The organism is Streptomyces phaeochromogenes, assembly GCF_001418655.1.
GTDB lineage: Bacteria > Actinomycetota > Actinomycetes > Streptomycetales > Streptomycetaceae > Streptomyces > Streptomyces phaeochromogenes.
The window spans coordinates 1-15,502 of the sequence record NZ_LIQZ01000018.1 but is presented as its reverse complement, the minus strand read 5'-3'; the positions used below and the strand labels follow the sequence as shown (position 1 = coordinate 15,502).

Annotated in this window: 10 protein-coding genes and 1 pseudogene; 6 read left to right on the top strand and 5 right to left on the bottom strand. The window is 69.9% G+C overall.

The annotated features are described in order from the left end of the window. Positions 1 to 147: 147 nt before the first annotated feature. Positions 148 to 2,424, top strand: a complete 2,277-nt coding sequence (locus AOK17_RS03040; protein ID WP_055610693.1) for a M4 family metallopeptidase — start codon at positions 148 to 150, stop codon at positions 2,422 to 2,424. A gap of 115 nt (positions 2,425 to 2,539) precedes the next feature. Here AOK17_RS03040 and AOK17_RS03035 read toward each other — a convergent pair whose 3' ends face one another. Together AOK17_RS03035 and AOK17_RS03030 are read right to left on the bottom strand one after the other, a co-directional pair. Then, complete coding sequence (locus AOK17_RS03035; protein ID WP_055610692.1) at positions 2,540 to 3,157, bottom strand: dihydrofolate reductase family protein; 618 nt, start codon at positions 3,155 to 3,157, stop codon at positions 2,540 to 2,542. Positions 3,158 to 3,267: 110 nt separating this feature from the next. Continuing rightward, positions 3,268 to 3,912 carry a DUF6629 family protein gene (locus AOK17_RS03030; protein WP_055610691.1) on the bottom strand — a complete coding sequence of 215 codons (645 nt, stop codon included), beginning with the start codon at positions 3,910 to 3,912 and terminating at the stop codon, positions 3,268 to 3,270. 201 nt (positions 3,913 to 4,113) lie between these two features. Here AOK17_RS03030 and AOK17_RS03025 point away from each other — a divergent pair, with 201 nt between their 5' ends. Beyond that, complete coding sequence (locus AOK17_RS03025; RefSeq protein WP_055610690.1) at positions 4,114 to 5,862, top strand: acyltransferase; 1,749 nt, start codon at positions 4,114 to 4,116, stop codon at positions 5,860 to 5,862. Here the strand turns inward: AOK17_RS03025 and AOK17_RS03020 are convergent. Together AOK17_RS03020 and AOK17_RS03015 are read right to left on the bottom strand one after the other, a co-directional pair. Beyond that, positions 5,832 to 6,743 (bottom strand): endonuclease/exonuclease/phosphatase family protein, encoded by a 912-nt coding sequence (locus AOK17_RS03020; protein WP_157881267.1) that lies wholly within the window; start codon positions 6,741 to 6,743, stop codon positions 5,832 to 5,834. The two genes, AOK17_RS03025 and AOK17_RS03020, sit on opposite strands and share 31 nt — an antisense overlap. A gap of 88 nt (positions 6,744 to 6,831) precedes the next feature. Then, positions 6,832 to 8,565 (bottom strand): phospholipid carrier-dependent glycosyltransferase, encoded by a 1,734-nt coding sequence (locus AOK17_RS03015; RefSeq protein WP_079052761.1) that lies wholly within the window; start codon positions 8,563 to 8,565, stop codon positions 6,832 to 6,834. A 185-nt stretch (positions 8,566 to 8,750) separates the two neighbouring features. Here AOK17_RS03015 and AOK17_RS03010 point away from each other — a divergent pair, with 185 nt between their 5' ends. Continuing rightward, complete coding sequence (locus AOK17_RS03010) at positions 8,751 to 9,545, top strand: NPP1 family protein (RefSeq protein WP_055610688.1); 795 nt, start codon at positions 8,751 to 8,753, stop codon at positions 9,543 to 9,545. Positions 9,546 to 9,564: 19 nt separating this feature from the next. On the opposite strand, the gene AOK17_RS03005 is transcribed toward AOK17_RS03010, so the two are convergent. Beyond that, positions 9,565 to 10,449, bottom strand: a complete 885-nt coding sequence (locus AOK17_RS03005) for an alpha/beta fold hydrolase (RefSeq protein ID WP_055610687.1) — start codon at positions 10,447 to 10,449, stop codon at positions 9,565 to 9,567. 387 nt (positions 10,450 to 10,836) lie between these two features. Between AOK17_RS03005 and AOK17_RS03000 the strand changes: the two genes are divergently transcribed. From AOK17_RS03000 to AOK17_RS02990, 3 genes and pseudogenes are all read left to right on the top strand, one after another. Continuing rightward, the gene (locus AOK17_RS03000; protein WP_055610686.1) at positions 10,837 to 13,047 is read left to right on the top strand and encodes an RICIN domain-containing protein; all 2,211 of its coding nucleotides are present in this window, start codon (positions 10,837 to 10,839) and stop codon (positions 13,045 to 13,047) included. Positions 13,048 to 13,088: 41 nt separating this feature from the next. Continuing rightward, positions 13,089 to 13,928 (top strand): annotated as a pseudogene (locus AOK17_RS02995) (ThuA domain-containing protein); the annotation flags it as partial. 149 nt (positions 13,929 to 14,077) lie between these two features. Then, a partial coding sequence (locus AOK17_RS02990) for an AMP-dependent synthetase/ligase (RefSeq protein WP_055610735.1) occupies positions 14,078 to 15,502 on the top strand: 1,425 nt, incomplete at its 3' end.

Here is a 15,502-nt window from a genome sequence, read left to right as displayed (position 1 = left end):
CCTCCGGCTCCGCACTCTGACGGGCTGTCACCAGACAGCCGGACACTAGGAGTTGCAGCAGTGACGGACACCTTCCGTACGACCGGGGCGGCGCCGTCGCCCCAGAATTCTCCGCCATCCCGACGTCGCACCTCCGCTCGCTCGCGCATGGCGACGATCGCGGTCGGCACGATGGTCGCGCTTCTCGGTTCGACGCTCCCCGCCTGGAGCGCCGAGCCCGTGACCCGGACCGCCCGCTCGGATCGGGCTCCCAGGCAGATCGAGGCGGAGCCAAGACCCGGCGCCAGAACCGTCGGGCTCTCTCCCGCGCAGCGGAGGAAGATGCTCTCGGTGGCGGCCGACTCCCGTACGGCCACGGCCCGTTCCCTGAAGCTGGGCGAGCGGGAGAAGCTGATACCGAAGGACGTCATCAAGGATGCCGACGGAACCGTGCACACCCGCTACGAGCGCACGTTCGCCGGGCTGCCCGTACTCGGCGGCGACCTGGTGATTCACGAACGCGGCGGCACCCGTACAGTCTCCAAGTCCTCGCCCACGACGATCTCGGTATCCACCACGAAGGCCTCCGTCCCGGCCGCGAAGGCGGAGAAGTCGGCGCTGGACGCGGCCGAGTCAAAGAAGACGGACGAGGCCTCGCCGGAAGGCGCACCGCGGCTCGTCGTCTGGGCGGGAAACGGGGCCGCCGAACCGGCGCTCGCCTGGGAAACCGTCGTCACCGGCGTGCAGGAGGACGGGACTCCGAGCAGTCTGCGGATCGTGACCGACGCCAGGAGCGGCGCGCTGCTGGGGAGTTTCGAGCAGGTCCACTCCGGTACGGGCGTGAGCCAGTACAGCGGCACCGTGCAGGTCGGCTCCGTACGCGGCGGCGACCTCTATCAGCTGACCGACCCCCAGCGCGGCGGCCACACGACGTACGACGTGAGCGCGGGCGGGCTCGGCACCCTCCTGACGGATGACAACGATGTCTGGGGCGACGGAACGCCCGCCGACCGCCAGACGGCCGCCGTGGACGCCGCCTACGGCGCGCAGAAGACCTGGGACTTCTACCACGACCGGTTCGGCCGCAACGGCATAGCCGACGACGGTGTCGGCGCCCGTTCCCGGGTGCATTTCGGCGACGGATACGCCAACGCCTTCTGGGACGACCTCTGCTTCTGCATGACCTACGGCGACGGCCTGGACGACGCCCGTCCGCTCACCGAACTCGACATCGCCGCCCACGAGATGACCCACGGCGTCACCTCCGCCACCGCGGACCTCACGTACTCCGGTGAGTCCGGCGGTCTGAACGAGGCCACCAGCGACATCATGGGCACCGCCGTGGAGTTCTTCGCCAACAGCGCCAAGGACGTGCCCGACTACCTGGTCGGCGAACTGGCCGATGTGCGCGGCACCGGGAAACCCCTGCGGTACATGGACGAGCCCTCCAAGGACGCCTCGGTGAAGGGCACTTCGCAGGACCACTGGACCGAACAGACCCGCAAGCTGGACCCGCACTTCAGCTCCGGCGTGGCCAACCACTTCTTCTACCTGCTCGCCGAGGGCAGCGGGAAGAGGACCGTCAACGGCATCGCCTACGACAGCCCCACCTACGACGGCCTGCCGGTCGCAGCTCTGGGCCTGCACAACGCCACCAACGTCTGGTACCGGGCGCTGACCCGCTACATGACCAGCAGCACCGACTACGCGGGGGCCCGCACCGCCACGCTCCAGGCAGCCGCCGATCTGTTCGGCGTGTCCAGCGACGCGTACGAGGCGGTCGGCAACGCCTGGGCGGCCGTCAACGTCGGCCCCCGCTACGTCAACCACATCGCCGCGAAGGCGCCCTCCGCCAGGGACTCCGCCGTCGGCCAGCCGACCAGCCGTCCGATCGAGGCGACGACCACACGACCGGGCGCCCTGACGTACTCCGCCACAGGCCTGCCTGATGGCCTGTCCATCGACTCCGCGACCGGACTCATCTCCGGCACCCCGACATCGGCCGGTGCCTTCACGACCGCCGTGACGATCAGGAACTCCGCCGCGGAGACCCGCACGCTGCCCTTCACCTGGAAGGTCCTGGCCTCCGGCGGCGACCACTTCGTCAACCCCGCCCGATTCGACATCCCCAACTGGCGCACCATCGAGTCGCCTATCACCGTCACCGGCCGCGAGGGCAACGCCTCCAGCGATCTCAAGGTCACCGTCGACCTGATCCACGACTTCATCGGCGGCCAGGTCATCCATCTGGTCGGCGAGGACGGCACGGCGCTGCTCGTGAAGGACTTCGTCTGGGACACCGGTTCCGAACTGCACACGACCTTCACGGTCGACGCGTCGGCGATACCCGCCAACGGCACATGGAAGCTGCGCGTCACGGACAACACGCCCGGCATCTTCACCGTCGACCCGGGCTACCTCGACAGCTGGAGTCTCACCTTCTGAGTCACCGCCTCAGAGACACCGCCGCGCTCGGAAGCCGACCGGGCGCGGCGGCGACCCTCGACGACAGAGCATGGACGGGACAGCCCCTCCAGCCGCTGAGCCGCCCTGACGGGACCTACGCGCCCGAGTCGAAGGTCCCGTACTGGGGCAGGCCCGTCGTCTCGTAGATCTGGGACGTCACGCCGCTCGGTGTCGTCTCGCTGTGCAACAGCCGCAGCCCGGAGGGCGTGCCGTTCTCCGGGAACAGCCGGCGTCCGCCGCCCACGACCACCGGCGCGATCATCAGGCGCACCTCGTCGACCAGCCCGGCGGCCAGCAGGGACGCGCCCAGGCGGGCGCTGCCGTGGATCTGCAGCTCGCGGCCGGGCTGCCGCTTCAACTCGGCGACCTGGGACGGCACATCTCCGGAGAGGATGGTGGTCGGGTCCCAGTCGGCCGTGGTCAGGCTGTGCGAGGCCACGTACTTCGGCAGGCCGTTGAGCTTGGTGCCGATCGGGTCGTCCGGGTCGTTCATCTTCGGCCAGTCCCTGGCGAAGCTGACGTAGGTGCGGCGGCCGAACAGGAACGCGTCCGCCTCGTCGAGCCAGCCCGTGACGATCCGCATGTACGTGTCGTCCAGGTGCGGCACGAGCCAGCCTCCCCGCGTGAACCCGTCGCTGGTGTCCTCCTCCGGGGACCCGGGGCCCTGGGCCACACCGTCCAGCGACAGGAACTCCTGCAGAATCAGTCTCACGGTGCACTGCCCTTCCTCGGTTCGAGGCGCTCACCGCCTCCGCGCCAGTACCGACTGTGCGCCGCGCCGAAACTCATCGGTTCCCTACAGGCCGCTGCCACGGGTCGCCGTCACCGTTCGGCCCTCACGCGAGGAACGCCCGGTGACACGGACCGCCCGCGCACCCAGCCGTACATCACCACCGAGCACACCGCCGCGAACGCGCACCACGTCGAGACGAACTCCAGCTCCCACAGCGCCCAGCAGACCACCGCGCCGACGGCGACCAGGACGCCGAGCAGCACCAGCGTCCGGTCGCCGGAGAGCAGCAGGGAGCCGACCGTGGCCAGCAGGTAGCCCGCCACGAGAAGTTCGGCCCGAGGCAGATCGATGACGTAGCCGACGGTGTGGCCGCGAATATCGGCGGTCACCGAGTGCGTGGCGAGGTTGTACGAGAGGGTCGCCGCGGTGGCGAGACCGGCGGCGAGCGGGATGACCAGCCGGTGGCGGGCACCCGGCGGCGTCGCGCACAGCACGGCCACCGGTACCCACAGCGCCAGCAGTGGAAGCGCCATCGCCGCCCAGGCCACGGTGGCGGGTCCGGTGCCTCCCCCGGAACGCCAGACCAGGGACTCGACCACCTGATGGGCCCCGAGCAGCAACGGCAGCCCGGCCAGCGGAAGGTCACCGACCCTGCGGGTCCGCGCCACGCAGGCGACTCCGACGGCGGCGATGCCGCAGCCCGCCACGAGATCGGCCGTCGCGCTCCAGCACATCACGCCACCAGGTGTTTCGACTCACGGGTCCGGCCTTGCGGTGGCCACCGTACGGCCCGGCCCGCCGACGCCCGCGGTGACACGACCGCCATGCCCCTGACCGGCGGCAGGACCGGCGACGGGGCCGACGGCAGAACCAGTGACAGGACCGGCGGCAGAAGGATTGCCGGGTGCAGCAAGCGCTCTCTAGACTCGCGTGCGATGAACTCGGAAAGCTCGGTGGACGACTCCTACTTCGACTACTGCCCCTGGGACTTCGTCCGTCGTGCGTCCGACGAGCAGCGCGCCGCGCAGGCAGCGCTTCAGAAGCGGCTCACGGCCGGCGGCGCGAGTCTCGGTCCGCGCACCTACGTCTCCCCCGCCGCCGGGGTGTTCACCGACGTCCTGCGTCTGGGCGAGAACTCCTACATCGCCGGGCACGCGTACGTCACCGGCGAAGTGACGACCGGCACCGACTGCACGGTCAATCCGTACGCCACCGTGCGGGGCCGCATCACCCTCGGGGACGGTGTGCGGATCGGCGCCCACAGCTCCCTGCTCGGCTTCAACCACGGATTCGCGCCCGACCGGCCCGTGCACCGGCAGCCCCTCACCAGCAAGGGCATCACCGTCGGCGACGACGTGTGGATCGGCTCGAACGTCGTCGTCCTCGACGGGGTGACGATCGGGGACCACTGTGTGGTGGGCGCGGGCGCCGTCGTGACCAAGGACCTGCCGCCGTGGACGGTCGCCGCCGGGAACCCGGCCCGCCCGCTGCGGGACCGCCGCGGTCAAGGGTCCACGTCCGCCGCAGGCCCGGTTACGGCCGACTCCCTGGGGGACGCCGTCGCCCGCTTCGCGGACCGGGCCCGGAGCCAGGCCGCCGACCTCCTCGCCCGTGGCTGGAACGCGGACACGGGCCGCTACAGCGACCGGCCCGGAGCGCCCGAGACCGTCCGCGCCCACTGCGACGCCGTCGAGATCGCCGATCTCCTCCTGCGCTCGCATCCCCCGCAACTGGCTGCCGCCGAACACATTGAGCGGCTGCGCGCGCTGCAGGACCCCGACAGCGGACTCGTACCCGAACTCGCCGCGGACGGTGGTCCCGGTGTGCTGCCGGCTCCGGCGTCGGACGGCTGGATCGACGACGGCACCGCCGAGTACCACGTGCTGTCCGTGGGCTACGCGCTCGACCTGCTGGGCTCGGGTTTCGCCCACCCGGTCCACGTCGTAGGGCGTATGACGGCCGATCGGCTCGTCGCTCGCCTGGACTCGCTGCCGTGGCGGACGGAGGCGTGGTCGGCCGGTGCGTGGGTGGACTGCTGGGCGACCGGCGCCCACCGGAACCTGGAGCTGGGTGCCGAGGCAGGAGCGCCCGGCACGCTGGAAGCGCTGTTCGGCTGGCTGGGCACCCGGGTGGATCCCTGGACGGGGATGTGGGGCGAGGCGGCCTCGCCCGCAGCGGGCCGACTTCAACTGGTCAACGGTTACTACCGCCTGACGCGGGGCTCGTTCGCGCAGTTCGGGCTGCAAGTGCCGTACTCGGAACGGGTGGTGGACACCGTGCTGGACCATGGTGGCGATCCGCGCTGGTTCGCGGCGGGCCGTCAGAACGCGTGCAATGTGCTGGATGTGGCGCACCCGTTGTGGCTCGTGGGGCAGCAGACCCGCCACCGCGCGGCCGAGGCGCGGGCCTGGGCCGGGGAACAGCTGGCCCAGGCGCTGGAGCGCTGGCGGGACGGGGCCGGTTTCGGGTTCGGTCCGCCCGGCGAGGGCGGTGCGGGTCCCGGTCGGGATCCGGGTCTCCAGGGCACCGAGATGTGGCTGGCGATCATCTGGCTGCTGGCCGATCTGGTGGGTGTGGCGGACCGGCTGGGCTACCGGCCACGCGGCGTCCACCGCCCGGAAGCCGCGCGCTCACCCGTATCGCGGATCCCTGCTCAGCCGATCCCCATCGACAACTCGCTGTAGTAGAAGTCGTGGTCCGAGTGGATGGTCGGGCGGGTGCCGGTGTCGGCCCAGCGTGCGGCGCCCCGCTCTCCCCACACGAACAGGTAGTCGAGCTTGCGGCCGTCCTCGTAGGTCGGAAAGGCGAACGGCCCGGACCCACGAGGGCCGCTCGCCTCGACGCCGTCGTACATGACGTCCAACTCCGGCGCGTCGGGCGGGGCGTTCAGGTCACCGGCGATGACGAGCGGGCCGTCCGCACCCAGCGTGTGCGTGCCGTCCGGTTTCCAGCCGTGGCGGATGAACGCGGCCTGGGCCTCTCGTTCCCGGTCCTTCGTAACGCCGGCGCTCAAGTGCGTGCTGCACGCGGTGACTTGGGGTCCCGAGGGGCCCTGGTCCCCGGCAGCGCGTACGACGGCGCAGATGATGCCCCGCTCCCCGCCCCTGTTGTCCGGGTTGGGCAGCAGGGCAGGTGGCAGGATCTTCGTGGCCGAGTGGAACAGGATGGCGTTGCCGTACGGCTGGCCGTCGACGCAGTCCGTACCGGTGTCGATGAAGGCGCTGCGCAGGCCCAACTCCCGGGCGAACCGCTCGCCTTGGGCCTGGCAGACCTCCTGGAGGCCGATGAACAGCCAGCGGTCCATGCCGCCGCGCCTGAGGTTTCTGATGGCGTCGGCTTCTTCCTCGATCCAGTCGCCGGCGTCGCCTCGATGGCCGATGTTTCCGTAGATGTTGAAGGTGCCGACGTAGTGGCCCTGGGTGACGTTCGGCCGGGCGGCCACGTCGGGTGCGGCAGCCGCGTCGGGGGTGGCACCGCTTCCCGCGGGGACTGCCACCAGAACGCACAACAGGGCCAGCACAATTGCTCTGGCCCCGCCGCGTCTCCTCGTACGACGCGTTGTCATGACATCGAAGATACCGTCGTAACCTGTGACCCGGTCGGACCAATGTGTCAGATGTGAATGGCGCAGTCCCCCATGGCAGTTGGGGCGCTCAGCGTCGCCGGTAGAGCGTGATCGAGTGGCCGACGTCGTCGAGGGGTGTGCTGGTGTCGAGCAGTGCGGCCAGCCGTCCGTCGGCCTTGGCCGCCGAGGAGTTGGACACGACGAGCAGCCCGTGCACCTCGCCCAGCGGGGCCTTGAGCGGGTTGGCCGCGTCGATTCCGTAGTAGGCGGGCACACCCGCGCCCTTGTAGACGAGCCACGCCCGCTCGCCCGGGTGGTCCCGGTGGAGGCGATGGGCGAGGCGGCCGAGGTCCTGCCCCCAGTCGACGTTCGAGTCGTGCAGCCGCAGATGGGTCTTCGAGGGCCCGCCGAACGCCTCGTTGGAGTACGGCAGGTAGTACGGAAACGTCCGCAGTGAACTGACGGCCACGAAGCACACCAGCGCGGCCGTCACGCCGTACACCCACCGGCGGCGCAGGAGTGTCACACCGGCGGCGGCGACCGCCGCGAACATCGGTACGAAGATGGCGTACCGGACGCCGAGGTCGCGGGCGCCGTTCATGGACACGGCCAGGAGCAGGCCCGCGGGGACGAGTACGTACGGCGCCGCGGGCCGCAGCCGACGCAGCGACAGGACCGCGATTGCGCCGGCGAGCCACAGGGCGAGCATGCCGAGCGGAGTCTTCACCAGGAGCGCGGCCGGCAGGTAGTACCAGAGCGAGCCCTCGTACAGCCGGCCGAACAGGAAGCCCTGCCAGATGTCGTACTCGAAGCCGAACTGGATGCGCATGCCGTCCCGGTACGCCTCCGGGAAGGGCAGCCACGCGGCGACACGGCCGCGCATGCCGCGGATGTCCGGCACGTTCTCGGGCTGTGTCCAGCGCAGCCGGGGGTCGACGACGAGGTAGGTGGCCCACACGACGGCGACCGCCACGAGGGCCATGCCGACGGCGACCGCGGCGCCCCGCGCGAGGATCCGCAGCCGTTCGCGTGCGTCGAGCCCGGGTGTCCTGCGGGCGTACCAGAACGACAGAACGGCCAGCAGCATCAGGACGGGAACCACCGCGAGCATGCTCATCTTGGTGGCCACGGCCGCGCCCAGCGCCACCCCGGCGAGCGGGAGGCAGAGGTACGGCCGTTTCCGCGCGCGCCACAGGAGCCAGACGGAGGTGAGCAGGAATCCGGCCGCGGGGACGTCGAGTGTGGCCAGGGATCCGTTGGCGATGACGTCCGGCGAGAACGCGTACAGGGCGAGGGCCACCAACCCGCCCGCCGGGCCGGTGAGATCGCGGGCGAACGCGAGGACCACGAGCCCGAACAGCAGTGTCAGCGCGATCACCGGGAGCCGTGCCCACAGCATGAGCCGCTCCGGGTCGTTGCCCGACTCGTACAGGACGCTGCGCCCCAGGGCCGACTGGCTGCCGACGAAGCCGGAGTCGAGGTGCGCGTCGGTGAACACCAGTCCGGAGGCGATGATCAGCTTGCCCAGGGGCGGGTGTTCGGGGTTGTAACGGAGGCTGTGCTCCTTGAGGTAGACCTCGGCCGAGGCCACGTACACGGGCTCGTCGATGGTCGGGGTCTGTTCGACGGCCGTGGTGACCATCGCGACCGTCATCTGGGCGAGGAGCGCGACGACGGCCAGCACGTACAGCGAACGCCGGTGCCGCAGAAAGCGCTTGAGTCCACCGAATCTGCCTGGCCACCCGCCCGTTGCCGTCGATACGGGCAGGTCGGGCGCGGTGTGCTCGTCACCGTCGAGCCCGGTGATCCGCGGCGCGCTCATGGGGCCCACCTTCCCATCAACCCCACCCTCCGTGGCGCTCTTTCCCGATGCGGGGCCCAAGTGTTGGGCGGTCCTTAACCAATGTGACGCCTGCGGCCTCTTGGCACGCGAGTGAAAACCCGGGACTCTGAACTGCACATGTCACAAAGGGCGTTGGCCTGCACAGGGCCGATCAGGAGGACACTTTGAACGGCAGTCCCGCATCGAAGCTTTCCGGATCCCGGCGTCTGCGCCGGAGGTCACTCGGCGTCCTCGCGGGCGCCGCCGCTCTGGTCTTCGTCTTCCCGTCCACCGCCCTGGCGGCCCCGCCCGGCGCACTGCCCGCCAACGCGGACGGGCTGGACCAGACGTTCCAGCCCGCCTACGACTACGACACGGACGGCTGCTACTCGACGCCCGCGATCGGCCCCGGCGGTGTCGTCAACGGCGGCCTCAACCCGAGCGGCGCCCTCAACGGCCAGTGCCGCGACGCCTCGGACCTCGACAACACCAACGGCTACTCGCGCTCCAAGTGCAACAACGGCTGGTGCGCGATCGTGTACGCCCTCTACTTCGAGAAGGACCAGGCGCTGGCCGGCACCAGCCTCGGCGGGCACCGGCACGACTGGGAGCACGTCGTGGTGTGGGTGCAGAACAACGAGGCCCAGTACGTCTCGACGTCCAACCACGGCTCGTTCACGGTCCACAACCGCTCGGCGATCCGCTGGGACGGGACGCACCCGAAGATCGTCTACCACAAGGACGGGATCAGCACGCACTGCTTCCGGGCCGCGACCTCCGGCGACGAGCCGCCGGAGAACCACAAGGGGACCTGGCAGTACCCGCCGCTGGTCGGCTGGAACGGCTATCCCGCGGGCGTGCGCGACACGCTGACCTCGTACAACTTCGGCAGTGCCACGCTCGGCATCAAGGACAGCACGTTCAACTCGCACCTGTCCTCGGCCAAGCCGTCCGGGATCGCGTTCGACCCCAACGCCTGACCCGTCGCCTGACCCGACGTCACGCGGAAGGCCCGCCCCCGTCGCCCTGTGCCTGCGGCCTCCCGGCACTGCCGGGAGTGTCGCCGCCGGGGCGGGCCGGCAGGACCCGGGCGGCGAAGCCGACGACGTCCTGGACGACCCGTTCGGGCTCCTCCCAGTACAGAAGGTGCCCGGCGCCCTCGTACACGACGAGCGCCGAGTCGTGGATCGCGTCGAGGATCCGCTGCTGGTCGGCGCGCGGCAGCACGCTGTCCGCGTCGCCCCAGAGAACGAGCGTGGGTACGAGGATTCCCCGCAGTGTCGCGGCGAGGTCGGCCTCCAGCAGGCCGCGCATGGTCTCCTGCCACACCCGTGCGGGCACCTTGAGATTCTCCTCGGCCATCGTCGCCAGCAGTCCACGGCCCAGCGGCCGGTTCGCGAGGTCGCCGAGCAGGTCCTCCGCGAAGGCGCGCGGCACGGGGTCTTCGAGGGCCTGGACCTTCTCCCACAGAGCAGTGATGCCGGGCTTGTCGGCGAGTGTCGCGGGGACGCCCGCCAGGACGAGGCCCGCCACCCGGTCGGGATGGCTCCCCGCCACCATCCGTGCGGCCACCCCGCCGCTCGACACCCCGACCAGGACGGCTCGGCCGATGCCGACCGCGTCGAGGAATTCCACCAGGTCGCCCGCGAAGTCCTCCGGCCGGTAGCCGTCCGGAGGCCGTTCGGCGTCGCCGTGGCCCCGCTGCGTGGGGGCGTATCCGTGCACCGCGGCGGGGAGCTGCCTGAGCAGCGGCTCGAACGTCCACCAGGAGTCCGCGAGGCCGTGAACGAAGACCACGGGAAGCCCCTCCGGATAGCCCGCCTCGGCATAAGGGAGCACCAGCCCGCTCCTCAGCTGGGCGGACTTCACCGCGATCGTGCTCACGGCGGCCCTCCTGACGTCGGTCGGCCCCCTCGCACGCGGACCCGCGGGGCGGCGCCACGATCTCTCTCATCGTAATGACGGGCACGGCGGACCGCCTGTCCGCGACGGGAAAGTCCGCCGCTCTCCCGGCCGCGCTCCCAGCCGCCTTCCCGGCCGCCCTCCCGGCTGTTCGCCGGCGACTTTTCAGCGAGCTTCCGGTGGCTTCCCCGGGTGCGCCACCTTCAACTCCTTTCGGGCGAGGGGCGATTTCTTGCTGTCCTTGCTTCAGATCTTGACGAGCTTGGTTCAGACCTTTAGGTTCACCGATCGCCGAGTTCCCACACATGCGCCCATCGTTCATATTCATGAACGGCGATTCTTCAACCCCCCACTCGCACAGGAGAATCCGTGCTCAGATCGAAGAGATCACCCGGCCGTCGGATACCCACGCTCCTCACCGCCCTCGCGCTGGTGGCGTCGGCCGCGACCGCGGTGGCCGCGGCCCCACCCACGAAGGCGGATCGGGCCGCTGCCCTCCCCACCGGCTGGGCCACGGTCGTGAACGCGGGCAGCGGCAAGTGCGTGGACGCCCGCGCCGCCGCAACGGCCGACGGCACCGCCGTCCAGCAGTACGCGTGCAACAGCAGCCAGGCCCAGCAGTGGCAGCTCCGCGACACCTCCGACGGACGGGTCCGCGTCGACAGCCGCGGCGACGTCACAAAGACCTGGGACGTCGCCGACGTCTCGGCCGCGGACGGCGCGGCCGTGCAGCTGTGGACGTACGGCGGCGGGACGAACCAGCAGTGGCAGGCCGTCGCCGAGAGCGCCGGGACCTATCACTTCGTGAACCGGCACAGCGGCAAGTGCCTCGACGTGCCGAGCGCCTCGACCTCCGACGGCACCCAGCTTCAGCAGTGGACCTGCAACGGCTCGGCCGCCCAGTCCTTCCACGTCAACCCGGTCGATGCCCAACAGCCGCCCGGGACACCGGACTTCGGGCCCAACGTGACCGTCTTCGACCCGTCCACCCCGGCCGCCACCGTACAGAGCAGCCTGAACTCGGCCTTCGCGCAGCAGGAGACCAACCAGTTCGGCACGGCCCGCAAGGCCTTCCTCTTCAAGCCGGGCACCTACAACGCGGACGCCAACGTCGGCTTCTACACCCAGGTCGCCGGCCTCGGCCTCTCCCCCGACGACGTCACGATCCGCGGCGCGGTGCACGCCGAGGCCGACTGGTTCCAGGGCAACGGCACCCAGAACTTCTGGCGTTCGGCGGAGAACCTGTCCGTGACTCCGACCTCCGGCACCGACCGCTGGGCCGTCTCGCAGGCGGCCCCGTACCGGCGGATGCATCTGCGCGGCAACCTCCAGCTCGACGACGGCGGCTGGTCCAGCGGCGGCTACATGGCCGACACGAAGATCGACGGACAGGTCAGGTCCGGCTCACAGCAGCAGTGGCTGTCACGCAACACCGAGTGGGCCGGCTGGACGGGCTCGAACTGGAACATGGTCTTCGTCGGCGCGCAGAACGCCCCGGCGACCACCTTCCCCAACCCCCCGTACACGACGGTCGACCAGACACCCGTCTCCCGTGAGAAGCCCTTCCTGTACGTCGACACGGCCGGCGCCTACAAGGTGTTCGTGCCCTCCGTACGCACCAACTCGCGCGGCCCCACCTGGGCGTCCGGCGCACCGGCCGGCGCCTCACTGCCCCTGTCGGACTTCTTCATCGTCAAGCCGGGCGCGACGGCGGCCCAGATGAACGACGCGCTGGCACAGGGCAAGAACCTGCTGGTCACCCCTGGCGTCTACCACCTGAACCAGACCCTCAAGGTGACCCGCCCCGACACCGTCGTGCTCGGTCTCGGCCTCGCGACGCTCATCCCGGACAACGGCATCACCGCGATGACGGTCGCCGACGTGGACGGCGTCAAGCTCGCCGGGATCCTCGTCGACGCCGGAACGACCAACTCGGCGCAGCTCCTCGAGATGGGGCCGAGCGGCTCCTCCGCGGACCACGGCGCCAACCCGAGCTCCCTGCACGACGTGTTCTTCCGCGTCGGCGGCGCGGCCGTCGGCAAGGCCACCACCAGCCTCACGATCAACAGCGACGACGTCATCGGCGACCACCTGTGGATCTGGCGCGCCGACCACGGCAGCGGTGTCGGCTGGAACACCAACACCGCGGACACCGGGCTCGTGGTCAACGGCGACGACGTCACCATGTACGGCCTGTTTGTCGAGCACTACCAGAAGCACCAGACCATCTGGAACGGCAACGGCGGCCGGACGTACTTCTACCAGAACGAGATGCCCTACGACCCGCCCAACCAGGCGGCCTGGATGAACGGCTCCACCCAGGGCTACGCCGCCTACAAGGTCGCGAACTCCGTGACCAGCCACCAGGTGTACGGCTTCGGCAGCTACTGCTACTTCAACGTGAACCCGGGCGTCACCGCGGAGCACGCCATCGAGGCGCCCAACAACGCCAACGTGCGCTTCCGCAGCATGGTGACGGTCTCGCTCGGCGGCACCGGAACGATCCGGCACGTCATCAACGACCGCGGCGGCCCGTCCAACTCCGCCACCAACGTCGCCAACCTCGTCAGCCACCCGTGATCGCGAAAAGCCCCCTGATCGCAAAAAGGAAGGAACATTCCATGCTCGGAATCAGATCCTCCGGTCCGGCGCGCGTCACTCCGCGGGTCCTCGCCCTGCGGGTCCTCGTACTGCTGGCAACTCTGCTGGGCCTCGCCGCGCCGCCCGCCCAGGCGGCCTCCACGGCGGCCCCGTTCAAGGTGCTCGCCCTCTACAGCGGTACGTGGGACGCCGCGCACATCAGCTTCGTCCGTGAGGCCAACCAGTGGTTCCCGGCCCGGGCCGCCGAGAACGGCTTCACCTACACGTCGAGCACCGACTGGAACCTCCTGGCCAACGGCGGCGTGAACGCGTACCAGGTCGTGCTGTTCCTCGACGAACTGCCGCAGACCGCCAACCAGCGGGCGGGCTTCGAGCGGTACATGCGCGGGGGCGGCGGCTGGCTGGGCTTCCACGTCTCGGCGTTCACGACCGCGGCTCAGAACTGGCCCTGGTACCACCAGCAGTTCCTGGGCAGCGGGAACTTCAAGTCCAACACCTGGGGTCCGACGACCGCCGTCCTGCGGACCGAGGACCGCACGCACGCCTCGACCAGGAACCTGCCCGCCACGTTCACCTCGTCGGTCAGTGAGTGGTACAGCTGGTCCAACGACCTACGGCGGAATCCGGACATCAAGATCTTGGCCTCGGTCGACGCAAGCAGTTTCCCGCTGGGCACGGATCCCAACCAGACCTGGTACAGCGGGTACTACCCGATCCTGTGGACGAACGCGAAGTACCGCATGCTGTATGCAAACTTCGGCCACAACGCAATGGACTACGCCTCCAACACCCCGCTGTCCTCCACGTTCGCGAGTGCGACCCAGAACCGCTTTCTGCTCGACGGGCTGAAGTGGCTCGGCACCACCTGAACCGCTCTTTCCGGAAAGGACATCAAGCCAGGCGTTCGACGGTTCGTGCTACACCCACCGCCGCCGTGGGCTAGATTTCGAACGCCTCGATTCCGGACTCCATCGGAGGGGCGCTCTGCGCGGAATTTCTGGAGCGGCACATGCACCCCTTGGAAGTTGTCAGACCGGCTCGGCCATTGATGCAGGGAGGGCTCGCGGACAGTCTCTTCGAGACGGCTGAACGCGATCCCACCCTGTCTCAGCTGGCCCGTCGTTCGGACGCCGCTCCGGGGGCCTGGGAACCGGTGTCCGCGGTCGAGCTGCGGGACGAAGTCGTGGATGTGGCCCGGGGCTTCATCGCCGCCGGGATCTTCCCGGGCCACCGCGTGGCCGTCATGGCGCGCACCCGCTACGAGTGGACCGTGCTCAGCTACGCGCTCTGGTCGGTGGGCGCGGAGATCGTGCCGATCTACCCCACGTCGTCGCACGAGCAGGTCGGCTGGATCCTCAAGGACGCCGGCTGTGTCGCGGTCGTGGTGGAGGACGAGCAGGGCATCATGACGGTCGGCTCCGTGTGCGCCACCCTGCCGACCCTGCAGCACGTCTGGCAGCTGGACTCCGGGGCCCTCACCGACCTGATGGAACAGGGCCGGTCGGTACCGGTCACCACCGTCGAGTCGATGCGCCGGATCGTGCTTCCCGACTCGACCGCGGTCATCGCCTATACCTCGGGCACCACGGGACCTCCCAAGGGATGCGCCCTGAGCCATCGCAGCCTGGCGAGTTCCTGCGACACCCTGCTGGCCGGCTGGGGCCACACGGTGGCACCCCCCGGGCAGCAGCCGGCCATCCTCGCCTTCCTGCCCTTCTCGCACGTGTACGGCCTCATGATCCAGGGGCTGTGCATGCGCGGCGGGATGCTGATGGGGCACGTGCCCGATCTGCGCCCGGAGACGCTGTCCGCCGCCCTCCTGTCCTTCCGCCCCACGTTCCTCTACGCCGTCCCGTCCGTCTTCGAGAAGATCTACAAGAACTTCCTGCGCAAGGCTCAGGAGGCGGGCCGCGGCGCCCTGTTCGAGCGCGCGGTCCGCACGGCGCAGGATTTCGCCGCGGCCTCCGAGCGGCAGCGGCTGGGAACGGGTCCGGGCCCCGGTTTCGATCTGCGGCTGCAACACGCCCTCTACGAGAAAACGGTGTACCGAAAGCTGCGTGCGGGGCTGGGCGGAAGAGTCCGCGGCGCGGTGTCGGGCGGCTCGCCCCTCAACCGTGAACTCGCCCTCTTCTACTCGGGAATCGGGATTTTCGTCCACGACGGATACGGGCTCACGGAAACCAGCGGAGGAATTACGGCGCAGCCGGTGGGCCGGGAGAAGTTCGGAACCGTCGGACGCCCCCTGCCCGACATGGAGGTCCATGTCGCCGAGGACGGGGAGATCCTGGTGCGGGGCCCCGCGGTCTTCCAGGGCTATATCAACGACGAGGCGAGCACCCGGGCCGCGCTGTACAACGGCTGGCTGGCGACCGGCGACATCGGCCGGATCGACAGCGAGGGTTATCTCAGCATCACCGGGCGCAAGAAGGACATC